Annotated in this window: 19 protein-coding genes; 10 read left to right on the top strand and 9 right to left on the bottom strand. The window is 71.5% G+C overall.

The genetic code is table 11. The features are described from left to right. The first annotated feature begins 46 nt into the window (after positions 1-46). Both AC6CKD_RS10790 and AC6CKD_RS10785 read left to right on the top strand, forming a co-directional pair. A complete protein-coding gene (locus AC6CKD_RS10790; protein WP_498326760.1) occupies positions 47-949 on the top strand; it encodes a TIGR01777 family oxidoreductase in 903 nt (300 codons plus the stop codon). Between the two features lie 208 nt (positions 950-1,157). Next, positions 1,158-2,408: an FAD-dependent oxidoreductase gene (locus AC6CKD_RS10785; protein ID WP_498326758.1), complete on the top strand. Its 1,251-nt coding sequence runs from the start codon at positions 1,158-1,160 to the stop codon at positions 2,406-2,408. A gap of 206 nt (positions 2,409-2,614) precedes the next feature. On the opposite strand, the gene AC6CKD_RS10780 is transcribed toward AC6CKD_RS10785, so the two are convergent. After that, positions 2,615-4,084 carry an NsdA family TPR-like regulatory protein gene (locus AC6CKD_RS10780; protein ID WP_498326756.1) on the bottom strand — a complete coding sequence of 490 codons (1,470 nt, stop codon included), beginning with the start codon at positions 4,082-4,084 and terminating at the stop codon, positions 2,615-2,617. Positions 4,085-4,257: 173 nt separating this feature from the next. On the opposite strand from AC6CKD_RS10780, the gene AC6CKD_RS10775 reads away from it, so the two are divergent. The 5 genes from AC6CKD_RS10775 to AC6CKD_RS10755 all read left to right on the top strand — a co-directional run bounded on the left by AC6CKD_RS10775 (position 4,258) and on the right by AC6CKD_RS10755 (position 7,749). Next, positions 4,258-4,599 (top strand): hypothetical protein, encoded by a 342-nt coding sequence (locus AC6CKD_RS10775; protein WP_498326754.1) that lies wholly within the window; start codon positions 4,258-4,260, stop codon positions 4,597-4,599. A gap of 88 nt (positions 4,600-4,687) precedes the next feature. Further along, the gene (gene lipB, locus AC6CKD_RS10770) at positions 4,688-5,488 is read left to right on the top strand and encodes a lipoyl(octanoyl) transferase LipB (RefSeq protein WP_498326753.1); all 801 of its coding nucleotides are present in this window, start codon (positions 4,688-4,690) and stop codon (positions 5,486-5,488) included. A 130-nt stretch (positions 5,489-5,618) separates the two neighbouring features. Continuing rightward, a complete protein-coding gene (lipA, locus tag AC6CKD_RS10765; RefSeq protein WP_498326751.1) occupies positions 5,619-6,566 on the top strand; it encodes a lipoyl synthase in 948 nt (315 codons plus the stop codon). Positions 6,567-6,842: 276 nt separating this feature from the next. Next, complete coding sequence (locus AC6CKD_RS10760) at positions 6,843-7,040, top strand: SCO2195 family GlnR-regulated protein (RefSeq protein ID WP_250743563.1); 198 nt, start codon at positions 6,843-6,845, stop codon at positions 7,038-7,040. A 10-nt stretch (positions 7,041-7,050) separates the two neighbouring features. Then, complete coding sequence (locus AC6CKD_RS10755) at positions 7,051-7,749, top strand: DUF4191 domain-containing protein (protein ID WP_327252398.1); 699 nt, start codon at positions 7,051-7,053, stop codon at positions 7,747-7,749. A 75-nt stretch (positions 7,750-7,824) separates the two neighbouring features. Here AC6CKD_RS10755 and AC6CKD_RS10750 read toward each other — a convergent pair whose 3' ends face one another. Then, positions 7,825-8,292 (bottom strand): RDD family protein, encoded by a 468-nt coding sequence (locus AC6CKD_RS10750; protein WP_498326750.1) that lies wholly within the window; start codon positions 8,290-8,292, stop codon positions 7,825-7,827. A gap of 185 nt (positions 8,293-8,477) precedes the next feature. Here AC6CKD_RS10750 and glnA point away from each other — a divergent pair, with 185 nt between their 5' ends. Next, positions 8,478-9,887, top strand: coding sequence for a type I glutamate--ammonia ligase (gene glnA / locus AC6CKD_RS10745; protein ID WP_498326749.1), 1,410 nt, complete (start codon positions 8,478-8,480; stop codon positions 9,885-9,887). Between the two features lie 138 nt (positions 9,888-10,025). Here glnA and AC6CKD_RS10740 read toward each other — a convergent pair whose 3' ends face one another. Further along, positions 10,026-10,679, bottom strand: coding sequence for a TetR/AcrR family transcriptional regulator (locus AC6CKD_RS10740; protein WP_498326748.1), 654 nt, complete (start codon positions 10,677-10,679; stop codon positions 10,026-10,028). A gap of 86 nt (positions 10,680-10,765) precedes the next feature. Here AC6CKD_RS10740 and AC6CKD_RS10735 point away from each other — a divergent pair, with 86 nt between their 5' ends. After that, a complete protein-coding gene (locus tag AC6CKD_RS10735) occupies positions 10,766-11,536 on the top strand; it encodes an SDR family NAD(P)-dependent oxidoreductase (RefSeq protein ID WP_498326747.1) in 771 nt (256 codons plus the stop codon). Positions 11,537-11,549: 13 nt separating this feature from the next. Here the strand turns inward: AC6CKD_RS10735 and AC6CKD_RS10730 are convergent, their stop codons facing one another. After that, complete coding sequence (locus AC6CKD_RS10730; protein WP_498326958.1) at positions 11,550-12,068, bottom strand: DUF4240 domain-containing protein; 519 nt, start codon at positions 12,066-12,068, stop codon at positions 11,550-11,552. Positions 12,069-12,209: 141 nt separating this feature from the next. Here AC6CKD_RS10730 and AC6CKD_RS10725 point away from each other — a divergent pair, with 141 nt between their 5' ends. After that, positions 12,210-13,382 carry a serine/threonine-protein kinase gene (locus AC6CKD_RS10725; protein ID WP_498326746.1) on the top strand — a complete coding sequence of 391 codons (1,173 nt, stop codon included), beginning with the start codon at positions 12,210-12,212 and terminating at the stop codon, positions 13,380-13,382. A 61-nt stretch (positions 13,383-13,443) separates the two neighbouring features. On the opposite strand, the gene aceE is transcribed toward AC6CKD_RS10725, so the two are convergent. From aceE to AC6CKD_RS10700, 5 genes are all read right to left on the bottom strand, one after another. Then, complete coding sequence (aceE, locus tag AC6CKD_RS10720) at positions 13,444-16,128, bottom strand: pyruvate dehydrogenase (acetyl-transferring), homodimeric type (RefSeq protein WP_498326744.1); 2,685 nt, start codon at positions 16,126-16,128, stop codon at positions 13,444-13,446. A 244-nt stretch (positions 16,129-16,372) separates the two neighbouring features. Then, positions 16,373-16,996, bottom strand: coding sequence for a GntR family transcriptional regulator (locus AC6CKD_RS10715; RefSeq protein WP_403710130.1), 624 nt, complete (start codon positions 16,994-16,996; stop codon positions 16,373-16,375). Positions 16,997-17,227: 231 nt separating this feature from the next. Then, on the bottom strand, positions 17,228-19,036 hold the full coding sequence (gene sucB, locus AC6CKD_RS10710; RefSeq protein ID WP_498326742.1) for a 2-oxoglutarate dehydrogenase, E2 component, dihydrolipoamide succinyltransferase: 1,809 nt from the start codon (positions 19,034-19,036) through the stop codon (positions 17,228-17,230). Positions 19,037-19,090: 54 nt separating this feature from the next. Beyond that, a complete protein-coding gene (gene lpdA, locus AC6CKD_RS10705; RefSeq protein ID WP_498326740.1) occupies positions 19,091-20,479 on the bottom strand; it encodes a dihydrolipoyl dehydrogenase in 1,389 nt (462 codons plus the stop codon). A 296-nt stretch (positions 20,480-20,775) separates the two neighbouring features. Next, positions 20,776-22,314 carry a leucyl aminopeptidase gene (locus tag AC6CKD_RS10700; protein WP_498326738.1) on the bottom strand — a complete coding sequence of 513 codons (1,539 nt, stop codon included), beginning with the start codon at positions 22,312-22,314 and terminating at the stop codon, positions 20,776-20,778. Positions 22,315-22,335 lie beyond the last annotated feature (21 nt).

Genomic DNA, 22,335 nt, shown 5'->3' with positions numbered 1-22,335 from the left:
GGGCTCCCGGACCGGACGGCCCCGCGCGTGGGGGCCCGCTGCCAAGATGGGGCCCATGCGTATCGCAGTCACCGGTGCGACCGGGCTCATCGGCAGCGCCCTCGGGCGGTCACTGAAGGCCGACGGACACGAACTCGTCCGCTTCGTGCGGCGGGAGCCGGCCGGGCCCGGCGAGGCGCGGTGGGACCCCGCGCGCGGGTACGTGGACCCGGCCGGGCTCGCCGGGTGCGAAGCCGTCGTGCACCTCGCCGGGGCCGGGGTCGGAGACCACCGCTGGACGGCCGCCTACAAGCGGGAGATCCGCGACAGCCGGGTCAAGGGAACGGCCGCCATCGCCTCGGCCGTCGCCGCGATGGCCGACCCGCCCGCGACGCTCGTCTGCGGATCCGCCGTCGGGTACTACGGCGACACGGGGGACCGGACGGTCGACGAGGACTCCCCGGCCGGGGAGGGGTTCCTGCCCGAGGTCTGCGTGGAATGGGAGGCCGCCGCGGCGCCCGCCCGGGAGGCCGGGGTCCGGACCGTGTTCGCCCGTACCGGACTGGTCGTCGCCGCCGAGGGCGGGGCCTGGGGGAAGCTGTTCCCGATCTTCAAGGCGGGCCTGGGCGGCCGCCTCGGCGACGGCCGCCAGTACTGGTCGCACATCTCGATGCACGACGAGATCGCCGCCCTGCGCCACATCGTCGACACGCCGGCCCTCACCGGGCCGGTGAACCTGACCGCCCCCGAGCCCCTGACCAACCGCGAGGTCACCGCCGCGATGGGCCGGGTCCTGCACCGCCCGGCGGTGTTCGCCGTGCCCGCCCCGGTCATGCGCGTGGTGCTCGGGGAGTTCGCCCAGGACGTGCTGGGCAGTCAGCGGGTGCGCCCCGCCCGGCTGATGGAGTCCGGGTTCGTCTTCCGGTACCCCGGGATCGAGGAGTCGATCAAGGCCGCGCTGGAGGCCTGAAGCACCCCGGGGCCCGGACCTGAAGGCCCCGGGGCTCCGGGGGGAGCGCCCCGGCGCACGCGTGCGACCGTACGTGAGCCGAATGCGACCGCCGTGCGACCGGAGTTGACCGGGTTACCTGTAATGGGCCGACCAACTCTGGTTCCGCCGGACCCCGTTGGGGGAAGGAGGTTCCCCACACAGCCGGGCCGACCTCGGGGAGGGGCACGTGCTCAACAGCACACACGCACACCACGCGGACGTGGTCATCGTAGGAGCCGGAGTCTCCGGACTCGCGGCAGCGCACCACCTGATCGCGGCCGGAGTCACGGTCATCGTCCTGGAGAGCGCCGACGCCCCCGGCGGCCGGATGGCCACCGAAACCGTGGACGGCTTCCGGCTCGACCGGATCGGCCAGCTCCTCAACACCGCCTACACCGAACCGGCCCGCACCCCGGGCCTGGAAGGCCTGGTCCTCAAGCCCTTCGCGCCCGGCGCCCTCGTCCACAGCGACGGCCGCACGCTGCGCGCCGGCGCCCTCACCCCCGCCCGCGCCCTGACCAGCGGTTCCCTCGACCAGGCGCGGATCGGCGCGGCGCTCGCCCGCCTCGCCGCACTGCCCGAGGAACGCCTCCTGGCCCGCCCCGAGCGCACCGCGCACGCCGCCCTGAGCTCCAGGAGCCTCGGTACGACGCTGCGCCCGCTCCTCGCCGCGCTCCTGCGCGACCCCGCGCTCACCACCTCCAGCCGCGTCGCCGACATGGCCCTGCGCACCTTCGCGCGCGGCTGCCTCGCCGTACCCGAGGGCGGCGCCGCCACCCTGCCCGGACTGCTCGCCGCCGCACTGCCGCCCGGCACCGTACGGACCGGGGTCCGGGTCCGCTCCGTCGCCACCAACCTGGTCACCACCGAGGAACACGGCGACTTCAGCTGCCGCTCCGCGGTCCTGGCCACCGGCGCCCGGGCCGCCGCCGAACTGCTTCCCGGACTGCGCGTGCCCGACTTCCACCGGGTCACCGTGATGCACCACGCCACCACCACCCCGCTCCCCTGGGACGGCTCGCTGCTCCTGGACGGTGACCCGGACCGGCCCGTCGCCCACACCGCCGTGATGAGCGCGGTCGACCCGACGCGCGCCCCCGCCGGCCGCAGCCTGGTCACCACCACCGTGCTCGGCCCGCCGCCGCCCATCCGGACGGTCGCCTCGCGGCTGGCCCGGCTCTACGAGACCGCGACCCGGGACTGGGAGCTGCTCGCCGTCCACCACACCCCCGAAGCGGTCCCCGCCATGCCGCCGCCCCAGGACACCCGGCGCACCGTCCGGGTCCTGGCCGGGCTGTACGTGTGCGGCGACCACCGGGACACCAACACCGTCGAGGGGGCCCTGCGCTCCGCCCGCCGCGCCGCCGCCGCCGTCCTGCGCGACTTCGGCATCCCCGTCCCCACCACCCCGGAAGCCGCCCTCCCGGCCGCAGCCTGACACCACCCGAAGCCGACGGCCCGACGGGCGACCACCCTCCCGGGGGGGCTGGTCGCCCGCCGGGCGAAATCAGCCCCGCCGGCGTTTGGGGCGCGGGGTCCGGGGCGGAGCCCCGGGAGCGGACCCGCAGGGGCACCACCGCGCGGCCACCCGCCGGGCCCGGGGGCGCAGCCACCCGCAGCCGCCCCCGCAGCCGACCCGCAGGGTCAGGACAGCGCGGCCACCCGGTCCCGATACCCCCGCACCGCCGACGCGTCCCGAAACGGCTCCAGCCGCCGCTCGAAGTCCCGTACGTACTCCACCGCCCGCACCGACCGCATCTCCATCGCCTGCTGCGCCGCCTCCGCACCCAGCGCGCACGCCTGGTCCAGCTCGCCCAGCCCGAGCCGCGCCGTGGCCAGCACCACCCGGCAGAACAGCCGCGAGCGCGCGTACGACGGCGCCCGGAGCTGCAACGACCGCTCCGCGTGCTGCGCAGAGGCCCGGTACTGCTGAAGGTCCCGGTGGCAGTGCGCGAACTCGTCCGCGAGCTGCGCCTCGTCGTAGTCCCGCGCCCAGTGCGGTACGTCGTCCCCCGGCCGGGCCGCGCCCAGCGCCCGCTCGGCCCGCACCAGCGAGGCCGTGGAGGCCCTGACCTCCCCGAGCACCGCGTGCCCGCGCGCCTCCGCCGAGTGCAGCAGCGCCTGCACCACCGGTGGCGGCCCGGAGCCCACGCCCTGCTGCGCCACCCGGGCGAGCTGCACCGCCTCCCGGCCGTGGCCGAGGTAGACCGCCTGCCGGCTCATCGTGATCAGCACGTACGCCCCGTACGGCCGGTCCCCGGCGGCCTGGGCCAGGCGCAGCGCCTGGACGAAGTAGCGCTGGGCGAGCCCGTGCGCGGCGATGTCGTACGAGGTCCAGCCCGCGAGCCGGGTCAGATCCGCGGCGGCGGAGAACAGCCGGCGCCCCGTGGTCTCCCCGTAGGTGCCGCGCAGCATCGGCTCGGCCTCGTGCTCCAGGTACCGCACCAGGGCCTGGCGGGCGTGGCCGCCCCCGTAGGCGTGGTCCAGGGTGCGGAACAGCTCGCCCACCGATCTGAGCGCCGCGATGTCACCGCCCGTCACCCGCTGTCCGGGACCGCGGTCGATCTGCCGCTGCCGGGGCACCGAAGCCCGTCCGGGCAGCGGACGGCTCTGCTCCGGACGGCCCTGTTCGGGAACGCGCAAGGCGGCCTGGTCCGCGCCCCGGCCGACCCGCTCGTCGGCCCGCCCGATCAGCCAGTCCCGGCTGGGCACCACCAGCCCGGCCGGGGTGAAGGCGATCTTGCGCAGCTCGGCGTGCGAACCGGAGTCCTTGCGCCACAGCCCGCTCGCGATGTCGACGGCCTCCTCGGGGGTGGCCGCGAACTCCAGCCCCGCGTACACCGGGGCGCACGCGTCCAGGCCCAGGTCCTGGGCGGACAGCCGTCGCCCCAGGCGCCGGGTGAACACCTCCGCGATCAGCGCCGGGGTCGTGCCGCGCGGCTGCTGCCCGCGCAGCCAGCGGGTCACGGAGGTCTTGTCGTACCGCAGATCGAGACCGTGCTCCAGACCGAGCTGGTCGACACGGCGGGCGAGCCCGGCGTTGGAGAACCCGGCCTCGGCGATCAGTGCCGAGAGCTGCCGGTTGGGGACGCGCTGGGCAGGTCGTTCCGTCATCGGCTCCACGGTCTCCTGACGTGACGGACCGGAGTTTCGGCCCTGTGATCGGCGTGAATGTAGCGGCGAACCTCGCCCAGACCGCCCTCTCTGTCCCACATTCATCCGATCGTGTGCAGAACCGGTGGGTCTCTTTACGGACCGACCCCCTCCACCCGCGTACGCTGCGCCCCATGACCCGCCGGCCCACCGGGGAACTTCCCCCCGGCAACTGCGAGCGCCCCGACGGCGACGACAGCCACGCAGAGTCCACGGCCCCGCCGCACGTGCCCGTACCGGCCGCGCCCGAGCTGACCGAGGCGGAGTGCCGGCGCTGCGGGACCTACATCGCGGGTCTCGACGGGCGCTATGCGTGCGGGGTCTGCGGCTGGGTGAACGACCACTCCGAAGGGCACCGCCGGCTGCCCCGGGCGGACGAGGACCCGGACCGGCCGCCGAAGGGCCGCAGGCGGCCGAAACAGCTCCCCGGACCCCCGTATCCCGGGCCCCGGCCGGTGCCCGGGACGGGCGGCTGACGGGGCACGCGGGGGCCGCCGTACCCTTGCCTGGTGCGATAGGTGCACACAGCAAGTTCGTCGGCAGGTTCAACGAGGAGGCGCCGCGGTGGCTGAGCTTGGGTTTGTCCGCATGGGCTTCGGCCCGGAGGCCGTCGAGTACACGGTGGCCTGGGAAGAGCAGCGCCGGGTGCACGCGGCCCGCTTCGCGGACGAGATCGAGGACACCTGCCTGCTGCTGGAGCACCTGCCGGTCTACACGGCCGGCCGGCGCACCGCCGACAGCGAGCGTCCGCTCGACGGCACGCCCGTGGTGGACGTGGACCGCGGCGGCAAGATCACCTGGCACGGGCCGGGCCAGCTGGTCGGCTACCCGATCATGAAGCTGCCCCGCCCGGTCGACGTGGTCGCCCACGTCCGCCGCCTGGAGGACGCGCTGATCCGCACGGCCGCCGAGTTCGGCCTGGAGACCACCCGCGTCGAGGGGCGCAGCGGGGTCTGGGTGCTCGGCGACCCGGTGGCGGAGCGCCCGAAGATCGGCGGACTCTCGCTGGACTTCGACCCGAGGCTGCACGACGAGGAGTTCGACCCCCGGCTGAACGGCCCCGAGTACGCCCCGTCCAACGCCGGCCAGCGCCGCGAGGACCGCAAGCTCGCCGCCATCGGCATCCGGGTCGCCAAGGGCGTCACGATGCACGGCTTCGCGATCAACGTGAACCCCGACAACACCTGGTTCGACCGGATCGTCCCCTGCGGGATCCGGGACGCCGGTGTGACCTCGCTCTCCTACGAGCTGGGCCGCGAGATCACCATCGCCGAGGTGCTGCCGGTGATCGAACGGCACCTGAAGGACGTACTGGAGCAGGCGGAGCTGCGGCCCCGGGAGATAGAGCCCGCCGTGGGTTCGTAGGCCCGGTACGGCCCGGGGGAGGGGCCCGGGAATGGGCCCGGCCCCCCGCAGGTTGGCCGACGTAAGAGCGTATGAAATTACGGGCGTACCCTGGTGGGCGCCGAAGAATCGAAGTCACAGGGAGCCGGTCGTGTCCGCAGTCGCACCCGACGGACGCAAGATGCTGCGCCTCGAGGTCCGTAACGCCCAGACCCCCATCGAGCGCAAGCCCGACTGGATCAAGACCCGGGCGAAGATGGGTCCCGAGTACACCAAGATGCAGGCCCTGGTGAAGGGCGAAGGACTGCACACGGTGTGCCAGGAAGCCGGCTGTCCGAACATCTACGAATGCTGGGAGGACCGCGAGGCCACCTTCCTCATCGGTGGCGACCAGTGCACCCGGCGCTGCGACTTCTGCCAGATCGACACGGGCAAGCCCGAGGCGCTGGACCGCGACGAGCCCCGCCGCGTCGGCGAGTCCGTCGTCACCATGGACCTGAACTACGCCACCATCACGGGCGTCGCGCGCGACGACCTGGCGGACGGCGGAGCCTGGCTCTACGCGGAGACCGTGCGCCAGATCCACCAGCAGACGGCGGGTCGCGAGAGCGGCCACACCAAGGTCGAGCTGCTCGCCCCGGACTTCAACGCCGTCCCGGAGCTGCTGGAAGAGGTCTTCGCCTCCCGCCCCGAGGTCTTCGCCCACAACATCGAGACGGTGCCGCGCATCTTCAAGCGGATCCGCCCCGGCTTCCGCTACGAGCGCTCGATGGACGTCATCACCCGGGCGCGGGCCTACGGCCTCATCACCAAGTCCAACCTGATCCTGGGCATGGGCGAGGAGCGCGAAGAGGTCAGCCAGGCGCTGAAGGACCTCCACGAGGCGGGCTGCGAGCTCATCACGATCACCCAGTACCTGCGGCCCTCGCCGCGCCACCACCCCGTCGAGCGCTGGGTGAAGCCGGCCGAGTTCGTGGAGCTGGCGCAGGAGGCCGAGGAGATCGGCTTCTCCGGCGTCATGTCCGGCCCGCTGGTCCGGTCCTCGTACCGCGCGGGCCGTCTTTACCAGCAGGCGATGGAGAAGCGCGCGACCGTCTGACGGCCGTCCGCACGCCAGGCGTGTGAGGCCTGAGTGGCACGCGAGACGCGTGGTGCCAGGGGTATGTGAACTGGCGCACAAAGTCTTACTTACGGGTAACACGCACTGATGCGGCCCCTAGGCTCTTCCTTGGAAGGCTCTAGTGGGCCGCATCAAGGTTTCATCACTGTTTGACCAGTCGGTCACGCCCTGGTAACACCAGTCAGTGACGATAGTTCGACGCACCGCACACACGCTTGGCACCCCCGACGTGAGCTCCGTGAAAGGGTCGACACCATGCAGGCCGCGCCCGTACGCGCCATCGCCATCCCGTCCTTCACCGACGCCGTCCGCGGCCTGGAGTCGCTGCTCATGAGCGGCGCCCGTCGGAATGCCTGGACGGCCGTCCTCGAAGACCGCCGCAGGGCCAAGGACCGCGTCGAAACCGAGCACGTACTCGAGGCCGCGGCGACCCGCACCGAGAAGGCCACGTAAACTTCGCTGCATGGCGAGGAAGTCAAACGCAGAGACTGCTGCGAACCCCGGGCGACTGAAGCAGATCGCCCTGACGTACAAGATGACGCGCAAGGCCGACCCGAAGGTCGGTCTGATCGTCGCGGGCGTGGGAATCGTCACCTTTGGTGTCTTTCTTGCGATCGGCTTCCTGATCGACCACCCGGTCTACCTGGGCATCCTGGGCTTCCTGGTGGCGTTCCTGGCGATGGCGATCATCTTCGGACGGCGAGCCGAGACGGCCGCCTTCGGACAGATGGAGGGACAGCCGGGCGCGGCCGCGGCCGTACTGGACAACGTCGGCAGGGGCTGGAGCACCACCCCCGCCGTCGCGATGAGCAAGCAGCAGGACATCGTCCACCGGGCCGTGGGCAAGGCCGGCGTGGTCCTGATCGCCGAGGGCAACCCGAACCGGGTGAAGCCGATGCTCGCGAACGAGAAGAAGAAGCTGGCCCGGATCATGCCCGACATCCCGGTCCACGACTTCATCGTGGGCAAGGGCGAGGGCGAGGTGCCGCTCAAGAAGGTCCGTACGACCCTCATGAAGCTGCCCCGCGTGCTCTCGGGTCCCCAGATCACCCAGGTCAACGACAAACTGCGGGCCATGGGCGACTTGCTGAGCAACATGCCGATCCCGAAGGGCCCGATGCCCAAGGGGATGCGCATGCCGCGCGGCGGAAAGATGCGCTAGTCAGCTTTTCGTATACGACACAGAGGGGCGCCCCGGGCCGACGGCCCGGGGCGCCCCTCTGTTTTCGTTCTCGTCTCAGATCCTGACCTGCACGGCGCGGCTGAGGCGGTCGTGCAGTCCGCGGCCGTCGCGGTCCCAGACGAGGGCCGGGATCAGCAGGGCGAGGAGTGCGGTGCGCACCACCACCCGGCCGAAGCCGAGCCGGCCGCCGTCCTGCGAGACGACCCGGAGGCCCAGGATCCGCTTCCCGGGGGTAAAGCCCACGGTGCCGACCGTCAGGACCACCAGGGTGACGAAGACCGCCAGCGTCCAGTTGCCGGAGCCGTTCCAGTCACGGCCCGTGATCAGGCCGTACGCGATCAGCTGGCAGGCCAGCCAGTCGATGGCCACGGCTCCGAGCCGGCGGCCGAAACGGGCCACCGAGCCGGGCCCCTGCTGCGGCAGGCCGAGCTGTTTGCCGGGGTACCCGAAGTCGGCACCCATCTCCTCGGCGGCCTCGCGGGGGCCGGAGAGCCAGGATCCGATTGCTTGCCTCTTGTCCACGCGAACACGGTACCTGTGCGGCTCGACGCGGTTCCGGCGGGACCCTGGTTAACTTGTGCGAAACAAATGGGTCATGCTTGAGAAACCCCGTCTGCTTATGGTCGGGTCAGCGTGCGGCACCGCACTGACGCACCACTAGCTATAAAACCCGCCCCTGCCCCGGGGCCGGGAGTAGGAGGAGTTGGATGTTCAAGAACGCCGACGAAGTGACGCAGTACATCAAGGAGAACGACGTCAAGTTCGTTGACGTCCGCTTCTGCGACCTGCCTGGTGTGATGCAGCACTTCACCATTCCGGGGCGGGCGTTCGACCCGAACGAGGAGCTGGCCTTCGACGGCTCCTCGATCCGCGGCTTCCAGGCGATCCACGAGTCCGACATGGCGCTGCGCGCCGACATCACCACCGCGCGCCTGGACCCGTTCCGCAAGGACAAGACGCTCAACATCAACTTCTTCATCCACGACCCGATCACGGGCGAGGCCTACAGCCGCGACCCGCGCAACGTCGCGAAGAAGGCCGAGGCGTACCTCGCCTCCACCGGCATCGCCGACACGGCGTACTTCGGCCCCGAGGCCGAGTTCTACGTGTTCGACAGCGTGCGCTTCGCGACCTCCGCGAACGAGAGCTTCTACCACATCGACTCCGAGGCCGGTGCCTGGAACACGGGCTCCGAGGAGAACAACCGTGGTTACAAGGTCCGCTACAAGGGTGGTTACTTCCCCGTAGCCCCGGTCGACCACTTCGCCGACCTGCGCGCCGAGATCTCCCTCGAGCTGGACGCCCAGGGCCTCCAGGTCGAGCGCCAGCACCACGAGGTCGGCACCGGTGGCCAGGCCGAGATCAACTACAAGTTCAACACGCTGCTCGCCGCGGCCGACGACCTGATGCTCTTCAAGTACATCGTGAAGAACGTCGCCTGGCGCAACGGCAAGACCGCGACCTTCATGCCGAAGCCGATCTTCGGTGACAACGGCTCGGGCATGCACGTGCACCAGTCGCTGTGGGAGAACGGCGTCCCGCTGTTCTACGACGAGGCCGGCTACGCGGGCCTCTCGGACACCGCCCGCTACTACATCGGCGGCATCCTCAAGCACGCCCCGTCGCTGCTCGCCTTCACCAACCCGACGGTGAACTCGTACCACCGCCTGGTCCCGGGCTTCGAGGCGCCGGTCAACATGGTGTACTCGCAGCGCAACCGCTCCGCCGCGATGCGCATCCCGATCACCGGCTCGAACCCGAAGGCCAAGCGCGTCGAGTTCCGCGCCCCGGACCCGTCCTCGAACCCGTACCTGGCGTTCGCGGCCCTGCTCCTCGCGGGCCTCGACGGTGTCAAGAACAAGATCGAGCCGATGGAGCCGATCGACAAGGACCTCTACGAGCTCTCCCCGGACGAGCACGCGAGCGTCCCGCAGGTCCCGACCAGCCTCGAGGACGTCCTCAAGGCCCTGGAGGAGGACCACGAGTACCTCCTGGCCGGCGGTGTCTTCACCCCCGACCTGATCGAGACCTGGATCGACTACAAGCGCACCCACGAGATCGCCCCGATCGCCCAGCGCCCGCACCCGCACGAGTTCGAGCTCTACTTCGACCTCTAAGCCGTGCCGTGCTGACGCACTGATCGAACGAAGCCCCGCTTCCCTCTTCGAGAGGGGGCGGGGCTTTCGTCGTGGGGCCGCGCGGCCCAGGTGTACGGGGGCCCGGCGAAGTCCGAGCGGCTCCCGCGGCGGGTGCGCTCAGCGCATCAGGGGCATCGCGCCCGTGAGGTCGCGCAGGCAGCGGATCGCGAGTTCGGACGGGGAGCCGGGGCCCGAGGGCGGGGTGTCCGTGGTGGACCAGAGTTCCAGGGAGATGCGGATCGCGTCCGTGGCCGCCGCGGCGAGGAGGCGGACGGCGAGGGGTTCGGCGTCCGGGCCGGCGAGCCGGGCCACGACCGGGACCAGCCGCTCCTCGGAGTCCTGGTTGACCCGGTACCAGACGGCCCGCAGTGCCTCGTCGGTCGTGGCGGCGCGCAAGAGGCCGCGGGTGACCTCCAGGCCCTCGTCGAGTGCCTGGGGGGCCGTGAGGGAGCGGGTGACGGCGCGCTCCACGGCCTCGGTGAGCGGGGTGCCCGGGTCCTCCTCGGCGAGCAGCGCGCGCCAGGCGTCGCCGCCGCCCGCGAGCAGCGGGGCGACGGCCTCCTGCTTGTTGCGGAAGTAGCGGTAGAACGTGCGCAGGGCCACGCCGGCCCGGTGGGCGATGTCCTCGGCGGTTGTGCCGTCGGGGCCGTGCTCGGCGAAGAGTTCGCAGGCCGCGCGGGCGATGTCGAGCTGGGTGGCCGCCTTGCGGCGCTCGTTCAGCGACTGGGCTCCGGGCCCGGCCTGGGGAGAGTACGGACGAGGGGATCTCACCGGGGAAGGATACCTCGGCCCCGAGGCGTAATTGCGTGTTTTGACAGGGTGGCAAAACGTGTCATCACGGGAGTACGCTCGCCCCCATGAACCGTTACGAAGGACGTCGCGTCCTCATCACCGGCGGCGGCTCGGGCATCGGCCAGGCCACCGTCCACCGCATCCTCTCCGAGGGCGGCCGGGTCCACACCGTGGACGTCAACGAAGCCGGTCTCAAGGCCACCGCCGACCGGGCCGCCGCCGACGGTCACGCGGACCGCCTCACCACCGCGGTCCTCGACATATCCGACGAGGCCGCCGTCAAGGCGGGCGTGGCCGCCGCGGTCGACACCCTCACCGGCATCGACGTACTGGTCAACGCCGCGGGCATCCTGCGCTCCGCGCACACCCACCAGACCACGCTCGAATTCTGGAACAAGATCATCTCGGTGAACCTGACCGGTACGTTCCTGGTCATCCGCGAGTCGCTCCCGGCGCTGCTGGCGGGCGACCAGCCGGTCGTCGTCAACTTCAGCTCGACCTCGGCGTCCTTCGCCCACCCCTACATGTCCGCGTACGCGGCCAGCAAGGGCGGCATCCAGTCCATGACCCACGCGCTGGCCGCCGAGTACAGCAAGCAGGGGCTGCGCTTCGTCGCCGTCGCGCCCGGCTCCATCGAGAGCGGCATGACCACCGGCACCGGCCCCGGCCTGCCCGACGACACCGACTGGAGCCTGTTCGCCAAGCTCGCCCCCGCCCTCGGCCAGGGCTTCGCCGGCCCGCAGACGGTCGCCGGCGTCGTCGCCATGCTGGGCTCCGAGGACGGCGCCTTCATCACCGGTACGGAGATCCGCATCGACGGCGGCACGCACTACTAGGCCGTCTACGCGGTCAGCCCCTGAAGCGGTCCCACAGCCGGGGGAAGCGCTCCGCGAGCACGGCTTCGTTCTCGAAGTCCAGCGCAGCGCCCTCCGGCTCCGCCGCCTGCAGCGGGATCCCCAGATCCGGCGCGACCGACCCGGTCAGCTGCTCGTAGGCCTCGTCCGCCGCGTACCCCAGCTCCTCGCCGTCCCCGTCGATCTCCTCGTCGAACTCGTCGAGGAGCTCCGCCAACTGGTCCGGGTCGTGCACCGCGCCCTCGAAGACCTCCCGGCCCTGGCCGATCAGCCAGCACCGGAAGTAGTCGAAGGCGTCGTCACTCGCCCCGTCGAGCAGCACCCACGCGGCGCCCCACAGGTCCCAGGTGTACGCCCGGTTGTACCGCGACTCGAAGTGCCGGGCGAAGTCCAGCACGGAGTCCGGGTCGAGCTGCGCCAGCCGCTCCACGAGCAACTCCGCGTGTTCCTCGGGGTCGCCCTCGGCGGCCTCGCGGGTACGGTCGACCAGCTCCCAGAACTCCGTCTCGTCCATCACCGCTCAAGCATCACGGGTACACCCCCTCGCCGCCACCGCGCGTACCGCGAAAGGCCGGTCCGAGCCCCCCGCACGGCCGCATGCTCGGACAGGGAACCGGCGAACGGCGACCGGGAGCGGGCGGGAAGGGGCGCGGGGATGCGGGGGGAACTACTCGGGGGCCGATACCGGCTCGGGGAGCGCCTCGGCGGGGGAGGCATGGGCGAGGTCTGGGCCGCCGAGGACGTGCGGATGCGCAGGCCGGTCGCCGCCAAACTCGTCGACGTCGCACCCGGCCGGTACGCGGACCACGTCGAGCGGCGCTTCGTCCACGAGGTGCGCTCCGCGGCGAACCTCCCGCACCGGCACACCGTGACCGTCCACGACTGCGGCGAGGCCGAGGTGGCGGGCCGCCGGACGCTCTACCTGGTCATGGAGCACGTCGACGGGCGGGACCTGGGGGAGGTCTTCCACTCCGGCCCGCGCCCGGCCTGGTACGAGGTCGTCGACTGGGCGGGCCAGATCGGCTCCGCGCTCGTCGCCGCGCACGGGCGCGGCATCCTGCACAGGGACATCAAGCCGCAGAACGCCATGCTCACCGGCGAGGGCGTCGTCAAGGTGCTCGACTTCGGCCTCGCCAAGATCCTGCGCGAAAGCCTGCGCCTCGGCGAACTCACCGCCGCCGGCACTGCGCTGGGCACGCTCCCCTACATGTCCCCCGAGCAGTGCCGCGGGGACCCGGGCATCGACCACCGCACCGACCTGTACAGCCTCGGCTGCCTGCTCTACGAGGGCTTCACCGGGCGCCCGCCCTTCACGAACCCGGCCCCGCACGCCCTGCTCCGACAGCAGCTCTACGAGGCTCCGCGCCCGCTCACCGCCCAGAACGCGCCCGGGGTCCCGCCCGGCATCGCCGACCTGGTGGCGGGCCTGCTCGCCAAGAACCCCGCGCACCGCCCGCCGGACGCCGCCGCGGTGGTGGCCCGGCTGCACGCGGAGCTGCCTGGCGCGGGGCCGCGGCCGGGCCCGCGGCCCCGTACGGCCGAGGCCGACGAGGAGGCCGCGGGGGCGCTGCGCGCGCAGATCGAGCGGGACGTCCGGCACGTGCGCGAGCAGGCAGCCGAGGACGTGACCAGAGCGCGGGCGGCTGCCCGGAGGCTGCTCGACGAGACCCGGGCAGCCGCCCGGACCGTGCTGGACGACGCCAAGGCCCGGGCCGACGTCATCGTGCGGGAGGCGGAGGAGGAGGCCCTGCGCCTGCTCGACGAGGCCAGGGCGCGCGCGGACCGGCTCGCGTCCGCTACGGCCCCAGCCGGAGAACCGCAGCCGTAGAACGCGGAAGGCGGCCCGCCCCCGAAGGGGTGGGCCGCCTCACGGACGGACGCGCGGGGCCTTACAGGCCGTAGCGCTCCCGGGCCTCCTTGATGGCGGACGCCGGGACCTCGCCGCGGCGGGCGAGCTGGGCCAGCGCGGCCACCACGATCGACTGGGCGTCGACACCGAAGTAGCGGCGGGCGCCCTCACGGGTGTCGGAGAGGCCGAAGCCGTCCGTGCCCAGCGAGGTGTAGTCCTGCTCGACCCACTGGCTGATCTGGTCCGGGACCTGACGCATCCAGTCGGAGACTGCGAGCACCGGGCTGGTGACGCCCTCCAGCGCGCGGGTGACGAACGGGGTGCGCATCTCCCCGCGCAGCAGCGCCTCGTCGCACTCCAGCGCGTCGCGGCGCAGCTCGCCCCAGGAGGTGGCGGACCAGACGTCGGCGGCCACGTTCCAGTCGGCGGCGAGCAGCTTCTGCGCGTCGAGGGCCCAGTGGATGGCCGTACCGGAGGCCATCAGCTGGATCTTCGGGGCGTCGGCGGCCGGAGCCGCCTCCGCGAGGTCGGCCGCCGTGTTGAAGCGGTACAGACCGCGCAGGATGCCCTCTTCCACGCCCTCCGGCATGGCGGGCTGCGGCTTCGGCTCGTTGTAGACCGTCAGGTAGTAGAAGACGTCTTCCGGCTTCTCGCCGTACATCCGGCGCAGACCGTCCTTGACGATCACCGCGATCTCGTACGCGAAGGCCGGGTCGTAGTTGAGCGACGCCGGGTTCGTGGACGCGATCAGGTGCGAGTGGCCGTCCGCGTGCTGCAGGCCCTCACCGGTCAGGGTGGTGCGGCCGGCGGTGGCGCCGACGATGAAGCCCTTGCCGAGCTGGTCGGCGAGCTGCCACATCTGGTCGGCCGTGCGCTGCCAGCCGAACATCGAGTAGAAGATGTAGAACGGGATCATCGGCTCGCCGTGCGTCGCGTACGACGTACAGGCGGCGATGAAGTCGGCCATGGCGCCGGCCTCGGTGATCCCCTCGTTGAGGATCTGGCCGTCCTTGGCTTCCTTGTAGTACATGAGCTGGTCGCGGTCGACCGGCTCGTACGTCTGGCCCAGCGGCGAGTAGATGCCGGCCGACGGGAAGAGGGACTCCATGCCGAAGGTGCGGGCCTCGTCGGGGACGATCGGCACCCAGCGCTTGCCGGTCTCCTTGTCCCGCATCAGGTCCTTGACGAGCCGGACGAAGGCCATGGTGGTGGCCATCTCCTGCTTGCCGGAGCCCTTGAGCAGCGGGGCGAAGGAACGGTCCGCCGGAGCCGGCAGGGCCACGTGCTTGACCTTGCGGGCCGGGGCCGGGCCGCCGAGCGCCGCGCGGCGCTCGTTCAGGTACTGGACCTCGGGGCTGTTCGCGCCCGGGTGGCCGTACGGGACCTGGCCGTCGGCGAAGGCGCTGTCCGGGATCGGGAGGCCAAGGAGGTCACGCATGTCCTTGAACTCGTCGATCGTCAGCTTCTTCATCTGGTGGTTCGCGTTCTTCGACTCGAACCCGGCGCCCAGCGTGTAGCCCTTGACGGTCTGCGCGAGGATGACCGTCGGAGCACCCTTGTGCTCCAGGGCGGCCTTGTACGCGGCGTAGACCTTGCGGGGCTCGTGGCCGCCGCGGGAGCTGTGGAAGCACTCCGCGATCTTCGCGTCGGACAGCACGCCGGCGAGCTGGACCAGCTCGGGGTTGGCGCCGAAGAAGTGGTTGCGGATGTAGGCCACGTCGCGGGTCGCGTACGTCTGGAACTGCGCGTCGGGTACCTCGCGCAGGCGGCGTACCAGGGCGCCCGTGGTGTCGAGCTGGAACAGCTCGTCCCAGGCGGAGCCCCACAGCGACTTGATGACGTTCCAGCCGGCGCCGCGGAACTGGGCTTCCAGCTCCTGCACCACGCGGAAGTTCGCGCGGACCGGACCGTCGAGGCGCTGCAGGTTGCAGTTGATGACGAAGGTCAGGTTGTCGAGCTGCTCGCGGGAGGCCAGGGCCAGGGCGGCGGTCGACTCGGGCTCGTCCATCTCGCCGTCGCCCAGGAAGGCCCAGACGTGCGAGTTGGCGGTGTCCTTGATGCTCCGGTTCTGCAGGTAGCGGTTGAAGCGCGCCTGGTAGATCGCGGAGAGCGGGCCGAGGCCCATGGAGACCGTCGGGAACTCCCACAGCCACGGCAGGCGCCGCGGGTGCGGGTAGGACGGCAGGCCGTTGCCGCCGGCCTCCTGGCGGAACTTGTCGAGCTGCTGCTCGGAGATCCGGCCGTCGAGGAAGGCGCGGGCGTAGATGCCGGGGGAGGCGTGGCCCTGGATGTAGAGCTGGTCGCCCGATCCGTCGGCCTCCTTCCCGCGGAAGAAGTGCTGGAAGCCGGTCTCGTACAGCCACGCGGCGGAGGCGAAGGTGGCGATGTGGCCGCCGACGCCGTACTTGGAGCCGCGGGTCACCATGGCGGCCGCGTTCCAGCGGTTCCACGCGGTGATCCGGGCTTCCATCGCCTCGTCGCCGGGGAACTCGGGCTCCGCGGAGGTGGGGATGGTGTTGACGTAGTCCGTCTCGAGCAGCTTCGGCAGGGCGAGACCGGCGGCCTCGGCGTGCTGAAGGGTGCGGCGGAGCAGGTATTCGGCGCGGCGCGTACCGGCGGCCTTGGCGACGGCGTCGAGGGAGGCCGCCCATTCGGCGGTCTCCTCGGTGTCGCGGTCCGGGAGCTGGTCGAGCTCGCTCGGAAGCTTTCCTACGGGGTCGGACATCGGTGTGCGCCGCCTTCCGGATAAAGGAGAGGTGGTGAAGAAATCCCTGACGGGCAGGACAGGGTCGTTGGACCCGGGTGGGGTCCGCGGATGACTGTAAGGCGCTGATCGATGATCGATCAAATAAAAGTGACGAAGAAACGTCCATATGACAAAAGTCGGCACCGGGTGCCAGGGAAATGGGCACCCAGTGCCGGGCAAATCAGGATAAGGCGGGCGGCGGAGCCGGTCTCGAAGGGCGAGATCAAGCCCGCGGCGCGCACCCCAGAACGTGCCGCTTCACGAGCAGTCCGATGTCCGGGTCCTGATTGCGGAAGGCGTCCACGAGGGCCTCGTGCTCTTCGGCGTAGGACTTCTGGACGGTTCCCAGCCACCGGATGGACAGGGCCGTGAAGACCTCGATGCCCAGGGACTCCCAGGTGTGCAGCAGCACGCTGTTCCCGGCGGCCCGCACCATCTCGCGGTGGAACCCCACGGTGTGCCGCACCTGGGCCGTGCCGTCCGCGCTGCGGTCGGCCTCCCACAGGGCCGCCACGTGCGGTTCCAGGGCCGAGCAGTCGGACGCCAGCCGGGGCGCCGCCAGCTCTGCCGCGATCTGCTCCAGGCCCGCCCGGACCGGGTAGATCTCCTCCAGGTCCGCCGCCGACAGGTTCCGCACGCGCACGCCCTTGTTCGGCGCCGACTCGATCAGCCGCAGCGTCTCGAGCTCGCGCAGGGCCTCGCGTACGGGTGTCTGGCTGACCTCCAGCTCCACCGCGATCCGGCGCTCCACGATCCGCTCGCCGGGCTTCCAGCGCCCGCTGACGATCCCCTCCACGATGTGCTCGCGGATCTGCTCGCGCAGCGAGTGCACGACGGGTGGGGTGATCATCGGGGCTTCATCTCCTGGGGGACGTGCAGGGGCGTGCGGGCCTTGATGCGTAGACAATACGGCGGCGCCGCTCGTCGCGATGCGTTCCTGGTCAGAGGCGCAGCGTGAGGCTGGTTACAACCGTCAACCGGAGGGGCCCAGGGTACGACGACGGCGCCCCCGCCCGGGACGTGCAACCCGGGCGGGGGCGCCGTGCGCGACAGTCGTGAAGCGCTGCCGCGATGAGCCTTACAGGCCGAGCTCGACCTCGAACTCGCCGGCCTCGAGGATCGCCTTGACGGCCGAGAGGTACCGGGCCGCGTCCGCGCCGTCCACCAGGCGGTGGTCGTAGGACAGGGTCAGGTACGTCATGTCGCGGATGCCGATGTTCGTGCCCTCGGCGGTCTCGATGACCACCGGACGCTTGACCGTCGCGCCGATGCCCAGGATGGCGACCTGGTTCGGGGGCACGATGACCGTGTCGAACAGCGCACCGCGCGAGCCGGTGTTGCTGATGGTGAAGGTCGCGCCCGACAGCTCGTCCGGCGTGATCTTGTTGCCGCGGACCTTGGAGGCCAGGTCGGCGGTCGCCTTGGAGATGCCCGCCAGGTTGAGGCCACCGGCACCCTTGATGACCGGGGTCATCAGGCCCTTCTCGGAGTCCACGGCGATGCCGATGTTCTCCGAGTCGAAGTAGGTGATGGTGCCCTCGTCCTCGTTGATCCGGGCGTTGACGACCGCGTGGGCCTTCAGCGCCTGGGCCGCGGCCTTGACGAAGAACGGCATCGGGGACAGCTTGACGCCCTCGCGGGCGAGGAAGCCGGCCTTGGCCTTCTCGCGCAGCTTCATGATCTTGGTGATGTCCACCTCGACCACGGAGCTGAGCTGCGCCTGCGAGTGCAGGGCCTTCATCATGTTGTCGCCGATGACCTTGCGCATGCGGGTCATCTTGACCGTCTGACCGCGCAGCTCGGACACCGCGGCGGCCGGGGCCTTCGCGGCCGGAGCAGCAGCCGGCGCCGGAGCGGCGGCGGCGGCCTTGGCGGCCTCGGCGGCGGCCAGGACGTCCTGCTTGCGGATGCGGCCACCGACGCCGGTGCCCGAGACCGCGGACAGGTTGACGCCGGACTCCGTGGCGAGCTTGCGCACCAGCGGGGTCACGTAGGCACCCTCGTCACCGGCGGAGACCGGGGCGGCGGGGGCGACCGGCGCGACCGGAGCCGGGGCGGCGACCGGGGCCGGAGCGGCCACGGGGGCCGGAGCGGCAACCGGAGCGGGAGCGGCAACCGGAGCCGGAGCGGCAACCGGAGCGGCGGCCGGAGCCGGGGCAGCCGCGACCGGGGCCGGGGCGGCGGCCGGAGCCGGAGCGGCGGCGGCCGGAGCGGCCGCGGGAGCCGCGCCCGCCGCGCCGATGACGGCCAGACGCGCGCCGACCTCGGCGTTCTCGTCCTCGGCGACCAGGATCTCCAGCAGGACGCCGGCGACCGGGGCGGGGATCTCGGTGTCGACCTTGTCGGTCGAGACCTCGAGCAGCGGCTCGTCGGCCTCGACCGACTCGCCGACCTGCTTCAGCCAGCGGGTGACGGTGCCCTCGGTGACGGACTCGCCCAGGGCGGGGAGCACTACGTCAGTGCCGGAGGCAGCCGGTGCGGCGGCCGCCGGGGCCGCGGGGGCCTCGGCGACGGGGGCCGGAGCGGCCGGAGCCTCGGCGGCCGGGGCCGCGGGGGCCTCGGCCGCGGGGGCCTCGGCCGCGGGGGCCTCGGCGACCGGGGCCGCGGGGGCCTCGGCGGCCGGAGCCTCGGCCGCGGCCGGCGCGCCCGAACCGTCGTCGATGACGGCCAGCTCGGCGCCGACCTCGACGGTCTCGTCCTCGGCGACCTTGATGGAGGCCAGGATGCCCGACACGGGGGACGGGATCTCGGTGTCGACCTTGTCGGTCGAGACCTCGAGCAGCGGCTCGTCGGCCTCGACGCGCTCGCCCTCGGCCTTCAGCCAACGGGTGACAGTGCCCTCAGTGACGCTCTCACCGAGCGCCGGAAGGGTTACGGAAACCGACATGGTTTCAGTTGCTCCTAACGAATGTGCGGAAGTGGTCGTCGCGCCCAGTGACGATTAGTCGTGTGCGTGCAGCGGCTTGCCGGCGAGTGCCAGGTGCGCCTCGCCCATCGCCTCGTTCTGCGTCGGGTGCGCGTGGATGAGCTGCGCGACCTCGGCCGGCAGGGCTTCCCAGTTGTAGATCAGCTGGGCCTCGCCGACCTGCTCGCCCATCCGGTCACCGACCATGTGGACGCCGACCACGGCACCGTCCTTGACCTGGACGAGCTTGATCTCGCCCGCGGTCTTCAGGATCTTGCTCTTGCCGTTGCCCGCCAGGTTGTACTTGAGGGCCACGACCTTGTCCGCGCCGTAGATCTCCTTGGCCTTGGCCTCGGTGATGCCGACGGAGGCGACCTCGGGGTGGCAGTACGTGACGCGCGGGACACCGTCGTAGTCGATCGGGACGGCCTTGAGGCCGGCCAGACGCTCCGCCACCAGGATGCCCTCGGCGAAGCCGACGTGCGCGAGCTGGAGGGTCGGGGCGAGGTCGCCGACGGCCGAGATGGTCGGCACGTTGGTCTGCATGTACTCGTCGACCACGACGTAGCCGCGCTCCATCGCGACGCCCTGCTCCTCGTAGCCCAGGCCCTGGGAGACGGGGCCGCGGCCGATCGCGACCAGCAGCACCTCCGCCTCGAAGGTCTTGCCGTCCGCGAGGGTGACCCGTACGCCGTTCTCGGTGTACTCGGCCTTGTCGAAGAAGGTGCCGAGGTTGAACTTGATGCCCCGCTTGCGGAACGCGCGCTCCAGCAGCTTGGAGCTGTTCTCGTCCTCGACCGGTACGAGGTGCTTGAGGCCCTCGACGATCGTGACGTCGGTGCCGAAGGACTTCCACGCCGAGGCGAACTCGACGCCGATGACGCCGCCGCCCAGGACGATGGCCGACTCGGGCACGCGGTCCAGGACCAGCGCGTGGTCCGAGGAGATGATGCGGTTGCCGTCGATGTTCAGGCCCGGCAGCGAGCGCGGCACGGAGCCGGTCGCCAGGAGCACGTGGCGGCCCTGGATGCGCTGGCCGTTCACGTCGACGGACGTCGGCGAGGAGAGGCGGCCCTCACCCTCGATGTAGGTCAGCTTGCGGGAGGCGACCAGACCCTGCAGGCCCTTGTACAGGCCCGCGATGATGTCGTCCTTGTACTTGTGCACACCCGCGATGTCGATGCCCTCGAAAGTGGCCTTGACACCGAACTGGGCGGCCTCGCGGGCCTGGTCCGCGATCTCACCGGCGTGCAGCAGAGCCTTCGTGGGGATGCAGCCGTTGTGCAGGCAGGTGCCGCCGAGCTTGTTCTTCTCGATCAGGGCAACGTCCAGACCCAGCTGGGATGCGCGCAGCGCTGCGGCGTAACCGCCACTGCCGCCGCCGAGGATCACTAGGTCGAAAACGGTGCTGGCGTCGTTCGCCACGTCACGTCCTCCATGCATGTGCGCCGAGCACCGGTCCTCTGTGACCGGGCGGCGGCTGGTATACGGCCGCTTTTTCTTCGGCCCTGTGGTGGGGGCCCTGTCCTGCCGAGAACCCATCTTCGCATTTGTCGGCGGAACGCGGGACGCCGGGCCTGCCCTGGGGCACGTCGTTCTGACCTAACCACGGGTTACCGCAGCGTAGAAACCTACGGATTTCGTTGGCAGCGAACAGGCCCCGGCCATGATCAGAAAATCTGATCATGGCCGGGGCCTGCGTGGAGCTCGGCTTCTGGGCGTCAGCCCAGGTCGCCGGTGGCCGTGCGCTCGGCCAGGCGGACCAGGGTGCGGACGGCGGAGCCGGTGCCGCCCTTGGGGGTGTAGCCGTACGGGGCGCCCTCGTGGAAGGCCGGTCCCGCGATGTCGAGGTGGGCCCAGGTGATGCCCTCGCCGACGAACTCCTGGAGGAAGAGGCCGGCCACCAGGCCGCCGCCCATGCGGACACCCATGTTGGCGATGTCGGCGGTGGGGGAGTCCATGGTCTTGCGCAGGTCCTCGGGGAGCGGCATCGGCCAGGAGGCCTCGCCGACCTCCTCGGCGATCTCGTGGATCGAGGTGCGGAAGGCGTCGTCGTTGGCCATGATGCCGAAGGTGCGGTCGCCCAGGGCCATCACCATGGCGCCGGTCAGGGTCGCCACGTCGACGATCGCGTCCGGGTTCTCCTCGGAGGCCTTGGTCAGCGCGTCGCCCAGGACGAGGCGGCCCTCGGCGTCCGTGTTGAGCACCTCGACGGTCTTGCCGCTGTACATGCGCAGCACGTCGCCGGGCTTGGTGGCCGAGCCGGAGGGCATGTTCTCGGCGAGCGCGAGCCAGCCGGTGACGTTGACCTGGAGGCCGAGCTTGGCGGCCGCGACCACGGAGGCGAAGACGGCGGCGGCGCCGGCCATGTCGCACTTCATCGTCTCGTTGTGGCCGGCCGGCTTCAGGGAGATGCCGCCCGAGTCGTAGGTGATGCCCTTGCCGACGAAGGCGAGGGTCTTCTCCGCCTTGGGGTGGGTGTAGGAGAGCTTCACCAGGCGCGGCGGGTTCTCGGAGCCCTTGCCGACGCCCATGATGCCGCCGTAGCCACCCTTGACCAGGGCCTTCTCGTCCAGGATCTGGACCTTGATGCCGTTCTCCTTGGCGGCCGCGCCGGCGACCGCCGCGAAGGCCTCGGGGGTGAGGTCGTTCGGCGGGGTGTTGACGAGGTCACGGGCGATGTTGATCTCGGTCGCGACGATCGTGGCGCGCTCGGCCGCGGCCTTGTGCTCCTTGTCGCGCGGCTTGGCGCCGAGCAGGGCGATCTCGGCGAGCGGCTGCTTCGGCCCGTTGTTCTTGGTGCCGTCCGAGGACTTCTTCTCCCCGCCCTGGTACGCGGTGAAGGCGTACGCGCCCAGCAGCGCGCCCTCGGCCACGGCCGTGACGGCGGAGGCGTCGTCGAGGGGGAGGGCGAAGGCGGCCTTCTTGACGCCGTGCAGGGCGCGGGCGGCGGCGCCGGCGGCGCGGCGCAGGGCCTCCTCGTCGTAGGACTCGTCCGCGTCCGGCAGGGAGCCCAGTCCGACCGCCAGCACGACCGGGACCTTCAGGCCGTCCGGCGCCGGCAGCTTGGTGGTCTCGCCTTCGGCGCCCGAGGCGCCGAGCGCGTCGAGCACGGCGGCGAGCTTGCCGTCGTACGCCTTGTCCACGGCCTCGGCGCCCGCGGCGACGACGGGGCCCTTGGGGCCCTTCGCCACGCCGACGACGAGGGCGTCGGCGCGCAGCGTCGCCGGTCCGGCAGTGCTGAGAGTCAGAGCAGTCACGGTGGTGAATTCTCGCTTCCG

This window comes from Streptomyces sp. GQ60 (assembly GCF_059758875.1).
This window is presented reverse-complemented; position numbering and strand designations above follow the sequence as displayed.

Excerpts from the sequence above, each read along its gene's own strand:
- glnA (WP_498326749.1), top strand. The coding sequence starts at position 8,478 with ATGTTCAAGAACGCCGACGAAGTGACGCAGTACATCAAGGAGAACGAC.
- AC6CKD_RS10780 (WP_498326756.1), bottom strand. The coding sequence starts at position 4,084 with ATGACGGAACGACCTGCCCAGCGCGTCCCCAACCGGCAGCTCTCGGCA.
- sucB (WP_498326742.1), bottom strand. The coding sequence starts at position 19,036 with ATGTCGGTTTCCGTAACCCTTCCGGCGCTCGGTGAGAGCGTCACTGAG.
- AC6CKD_RS10790 (WP_498326760.1), top strand. The coding sequence starts at position 47 with ATGGGGCCCATGCGTATCGCAGTCACCGGTGCGACCGGGCTCATCGGC.
- AC6CKD_RS10725 (WP_498326746.1), top strand. The coding sequence starts at position 12,210 with ATGCGGGGGGAACTACTCGGGGGCCGATACCGGCTCGGGGAGCGCCTC.
- AC6CKD_RS10775 (WP_498326754.1), top strand. The coding sequence starts at position 4,258 with ATGACCCGCCGGCCCACCGGGGAACTTCCCCCCGGCAACTGCGAGCGC.
- AC6CKD_RS10735 (WP_498326747.1), top strand. The coding sequence starts at position 10,766 with ATGAACCGTTACGAAGGACGTCGCGTCCTCATCACCGGCGGCGGCTCG.
- AC6CKD_RS10755 (WP_327252398.1), top strand. The coding sequence starts at position 7,051 with ATGGCGAGGAAGTCAAACGCAGAGACTGCTGCGAACCCCGGGCGACTG.
- AC6CKD_RS10760 (WP_250743563.1), top strand. The coding sequence starts at position 6,843 with ATGCAGGCCGCGCCCGTACGCGCCATCGCCATCCCGTCCTTCACCGAC.
- aceE (WP_498326744.1), bottom strand. The coding sequence starts at position 16,128 with ATGTCCGACCCCGTAGGAAAGCTTCCGAGCGAGCTCGACCAGCTCCCG.
- AC6CKD_RS10730 (WP_498326958.1), bottom strand. The coding sequence starts at position 12,068 with ATGGACGAGACGGAGTTCTGGGAGCTGGTCGACCGTACCCGCGAGGCC.